Below are 4,501 nucleotides of genomic sequence, written 5' to 3'. Positions count from 1 at the left end.
AATATGGTAAAATTCTCCGGTTTGAAATTCAAATTTGCGCATTTTGAATCTAATCTATCAACCAACATCTTTCACTATTTCTAAGATTAAACTTAATCTACAAAATAAGGCAAAAAGATAATCAATCCCACGATTACCGCCATAATGGAAGCGAGCATCACCGCCGCCGCCATAATATCCTTTATCTCTTTAACATAACTGTCCAATCTCGGCTTCAAGACATCCGTTATCCGCTCCACGGCGCTATTTACCAACTCCATTAAGAGCACCAAAACACTAATTAAAATCAAAACAACCCATTCCCAACTGGCAATTTTAAAATACCAGCCCAGCAAAATAACCAACAAAGCCGCCAAACTCTGAATCTGTAAATTCTGCTCCTCTTTCAAGGTTTTGCCTAGACCGCGAAAGGCATAAGCAAAACTTTTATATAATCTCTTTATCTTTACCATAATAAGAGGTTAAAAGTTATAAAGTTTATAAAGCAAAAAGTTAAAACGGCGCTTTAAAAACTTTATAACTTTATAGACTTTATAAACTTATTTCCCAACTTCTCCATTTTCTTTCGCCCAGCTTCTGTTTTGTCGTCATGCCCCAGTAAATGCAATAAGCCATGCGCCAAAATAAATACCAATTCATCTTTCGGTTTATTGCCAAGTTCCTTTGCTTGTCTCTTGATCTGGCTATAATCAATTATTATTTCTCCTAAAAATTTATCTTCGCCGGGAAAAGAAAGGATGTCCGTTACCCGGTCAATTCCCCGATATTTTTTATTTAATTGTCTAATTTTTTTATCCCCGACAAAAGCGAGGGAAACGCTGTAATCAAATTTTTTATGCGCCCGCAAAAACTTTTCCCCCGCTTCTTGGACCAAAGACAAATCAATTCTGCTTCCGGTTTTATTGTTTATTTCAACAACCATAATTTTAATCTCAACCTTAAAGGGAAAAACTCTTTATCATGGCGGAAAAAATATTTTTATAACTCAAAATCCCGTCGGGGCCGGCATTATACGACAAAACAAAAATATAATCGCGATTGTCATCGACCAAATAGACAACCAAGCCTTCTTCGCTTTTTATGCCCGACCAGCCGATTCCGGTGATTTCCCGGCTCGGCTCTATAGCTTCAATTCCAAATTGCTGCTCATGCCAATCCTTGACAGACTGCTTCTCCGCGTTATTCTGGACAATTATCTGGATAAATTGGCCATCATCTTCTGATTTAAACATGATTGAGTCGTCGCCGCCAACGGAAATTCTTGACCAGATAAGAGGATAAAGCACTTTATAGCCAATCGCGTTTGAATATTCGCCGATATTGGGGTTATCCCCCAACTTGCCGCTGCCTGCCGGATCATAAAGGTTCATCACTTCCTCAAAATCCGAGTAACCGTCGCCATCGCTGTCAATATTTTCATCGCTGGTGCCTAACAAAATTTCTTCTTTCCAAGTTAAACCGTCGCCGTCTCCGTCTTCCCGGATAATTCCCGCCTCCGGCGTTGAAGTGGCTATAATTTCTTCTTCGCCCGGGATGGTGGAAGTGGCGGTTTCCTCCAGCCCGCCCAAATAATCTTCAAGGGTGGCGACCGGAGGAACTCCCTCCGCTTCCCCCTCCTCTTCTTCCTGAACGCCTGCCGGCGCCTCGGTCTGGGCTTCCGGTTCCGGGGCATAAACTTTGCTTTCGGAAAACGGCGCCGCCTGTTTTTCTTCGGGGGCTCTAAAAATAAAAAAATAAAGCAAAAAGGCGATAATTATTATAAATATAAAACCGCCAACCATAACAAAAATTCCGGTTTTTTTGGCCTTGTCCGTTTTTAAACCGTCTTGCCTGAATTTCGCCGGCATTGTATGAATGGTAATTTCTTTGCCAATTCGTTTATTCATCACCTCCATTTCTTGGTCTTTCTCGGAAACTTTGCTTTCTTCGCTTTTATCTTTTTTTTGTTTTTTAAATAATCCAAACATATTTATAATTACAAATTACAAATTTTTTACAAATTTACAAATACTTACAAAATGTCTTTGCTGTATTCGTAAATTCGTACTGATTTGTAATTCGTAGACTTTACTGTATCTCATATAACCTGCCTTCCCCCAGGGGGTTGTAGCCGCTTCTTACTTCTTCTCCGTCCGGATAGCCATCGCCGTCGGTATCGGGGTTTAGGGGATCGGTTTTATAAATTCTTACCTCTTCGTAGTCAGATAAACCGTCTCCATCCGTGTCAACATTGTTCGGGTCGGTTCCGAGAGCTAGCTCTTCTTCATCGGATAATCCGTCTTGATCGCTGTCAATCGGCCCAACCACGCTTGGCGGAAAAAACATGCTCTCGGCCGGGGAAGGCGATTTTTCCTCCGCCGGCGCCGGAATTTGCGGCTCAAATTCTTCCGAAAAAACCGGAACTTCCTCTTCTTTTAAGCTTTCCTGCTGCTCTCCCGCATCCCCAATTTCTTTATTTAAGGAAGAATCAACTTTTTTTAAAACCCAAAAAATGCCAAAAATAATAAAAACTACTCCTATAACCAGTATAGCAAAAATAATGATTTTTTTCACCTTTTCTCCCCCGCCCCCCGGTTCTTCCTTAATTCTCCCCGGAGAGGGCGAAGAAGCAACCGGCGGCGCAACCGGCCTTAGGGCATCCGGCTTAACCGCCTCTTCGGTGCCGGAAAAAATGTCTTCAACTTTATTGGTTTTTTTGTTTAGATCGTCAAACATGTTTTTAAAATTTTTAAAAATAAAATAATATAAAAAACTAATTCACTTTTTTATGTTATTTTGCGTTGCGGCAATCCCGCCCTTCGCGAAGAGCGGGACTGCCGCAACGAAAATTACCAATCAAGACAAATTATATAGCATTCGCCGGTATCAAAAATTTGAACTAGCCAACTATTACCTTGTTTGTATATTTTGCATCCTTCAGTTCCTCCGCCGCCTTGGTTGACGCTGTCATAAAAATTCATCCCGGCCGAAAGGCAAACATCATGGACACCGACATTTTTGTTTGTATCGCCTACTTTAACTGTATAAGTATTTATATCCGGAGCCCATTTATTTCTAGTCTTACCTCCTAATCTTATTCCGCTTCCCCCTACTTCTAAAGTTGCCTGCGGATTGGTAACGCCGATGCCGACTTCGCCAGCCGGGGTTATTCTCATTCTCTCGGTTCGGTTTGTATAAAAATTCACCTGGGAACCCCCAATATAAATCGGGGCAGTTTCTGATAGATTACTCTTTAGAAAAAGGTCGTTATAACCAATAATAGCATTAACATCTTTAATATTTCCTTCTTGCCCGCCTAATTTAATATCGCCCTCAACTTGCAGTTTTTCTGTTGGGCTGGAAACAGTTCCAATGCCGACATTGCCGGCGGCGTTAGACCTGATTGCTGTAATTGCTGTGGATAAATCAGAAGGTGATGTTTTAAGAACCCACATATTGCCTTCTTGCCGCATCCACCAAACATTAGAGACTCCCGTGGCGCTAGTAGAATCAAACTTAATTAACGGAGAATTGTGGTTATCAGCGCTTGTTAACTTCATTATAAGCCCGGTTTGGCCGCTCGCCCCCTGAACCGTCAAAGTATTAGTCATAGTGCCCCCACTCTTGGCCAAAAAATCATTGGGCAAATTATTCCAGTCGTTGAAATTCAGGCTATTATTGTCTGTATTATTTTTGTTATAATTGCCGGTTATGGCCAATGCTTCTTGGCCCGGGCCTAAGTCATATATGGCTAAGAATCCGATAATTGAAACAAACAACAAAATAACTCCGACAGTTAATTGCCTTTCCAATTTTTTGATTTTAGCGAGGTTGTCTGGTCGCATATGGTTATAGTTAAATTTTTTATATAGTTCTAATAATAAACCACATCTTGGTCCGTAGTAGCAGAACAGATATAACCGCAAGTAACCATGCCATCATATGGACCTATGCCATCTTGCTCAAGTTTTGCGTCTATAAAACCATTATTATCAACTCGACAAGAAGTTTTATAATCGTAACCATGCTCGGCTTTGGAGGCTACTACAAATACCAAACATTTTTTCGCATTTTCCAGGCTTCCAACTACTGATTTTAAATCCAAAACATCTTTCCCGGCCTTATCATAAGTACTGCCAGCGCGGGCATTGACAGAGCCGACTTTAAGATAAGGCCTGCCATTAACCGCGATGTCTCCGGCAACATCCAATTTCGCCTGCGGATTGGTTACGCCGATGCCGACATTGCCGTTTTCATTTATGGTTATGGAGTTGCCTCCGGCGCTGGTCCCTAAATAAAGTTTGTCATTAGCGCTATCCCATTTTAAGAAACCAAACTCGCCGCCGGCTTGAGAGTCGCCCACCAGGATAAATGGGTTATTGCCGTTGTCTGTTACATAAAGATTTCCGCCATTTATGTGTAAATTAGCATAGGGATTATCCGTCCCAATTCCCACCTTGCCGTCGGCGGTTATAATCATCCTGTTGCTTCCCCGCCAAAACCTTAAACTGTTATTGCTTCT

The 4,501-nt window shown here is 41.6% G+C and carries 6 protein-coding genes; all 6 read right to left on the bottom strand.

Translation table 11 applies throughout. The annotated features are described in order from the left end of the window. Window positions 1-92: 92 nt before the first annotated feature. The gene (locus PHQ42_05185) at window positions 93-452 is read right to left on the bottom strand and encodes a diacylglycerol kinase family protein (GenBank protein MDD5072094.1); all 360 of its coding nucleotides are present in this window, start codon (window positions 450-452) and stop codon (window positions 93-95) included. 62 nt (window positions 453-514) lie between these two features. Further along, on the bottom strand, window positions 515-922 hold the full coding sequence (gene ybeY / locus PHQ42_05180; protein ID MDD5072093.1) for an rRNA maturation RNase YbeY: 408 nt from the start codon (window positions 920-922) through the stop codon (window positions 515-517). Between the two features lie 16 nt (window positions 923-938). Continuing rightward, window positions 939-1,967 carry a hypothetical protein gene (locus PHQ42_05175; protein ID MDD5072092.1) on the bottom strand — a complete coding sequence of 343 codons (1,029 nt, stop codon included), beginning with the start codon at window positions 1,965-1,967 and terminating at the stop codon, window positions 939-941. 100 nt (window positions 1,968-2,067) lie between these two features. Beyond that, the gene (locus PHQ42_05170; protein MDD5072091.1) at window positions 2,068-2,715 is read right to left on the bottom strand and encodes a hypothetical protein; all 648 of its coding nucleotides are present in this window, start codon (window positions 2,713-2,715) and stop codon (window positions 2,068-2,070) included. Window positions 2,716-2,828: 113 nt separating this feature from the next. Next, entirely contained in the window at window positions 2,829-3,824 is a 996-nt protein-coding gene (locus PHQ42_05165; protein MDD5072090.1) for a hypothetical protein, read from the bottom strand. Between the two features lie 29 nt (window positions 3,825-3,853). Then, window positions 3,854-4,501 (bottom strand): hypothetical protein (locus PHQ42_05160; GenBank protein ID MDD5072089.1); only part of this gene is annotated, 648 nt, incomplete at its 5' end.

It is taken from the genome of Patescibacteria group bacterium, from assembly GCA_028711655.1.
Classification (GTDB): domain Bacteria; phylum Patescibacteriota; class Patescibacteriia; order Patescibacteriales; family JAQTRU01; genus JAQTRU01.
The sequence above is the reverse complement of the archived record's forward strand: the minus strand, read 5'-3'. Positions and strand labels throughout refer to the sequence as shown.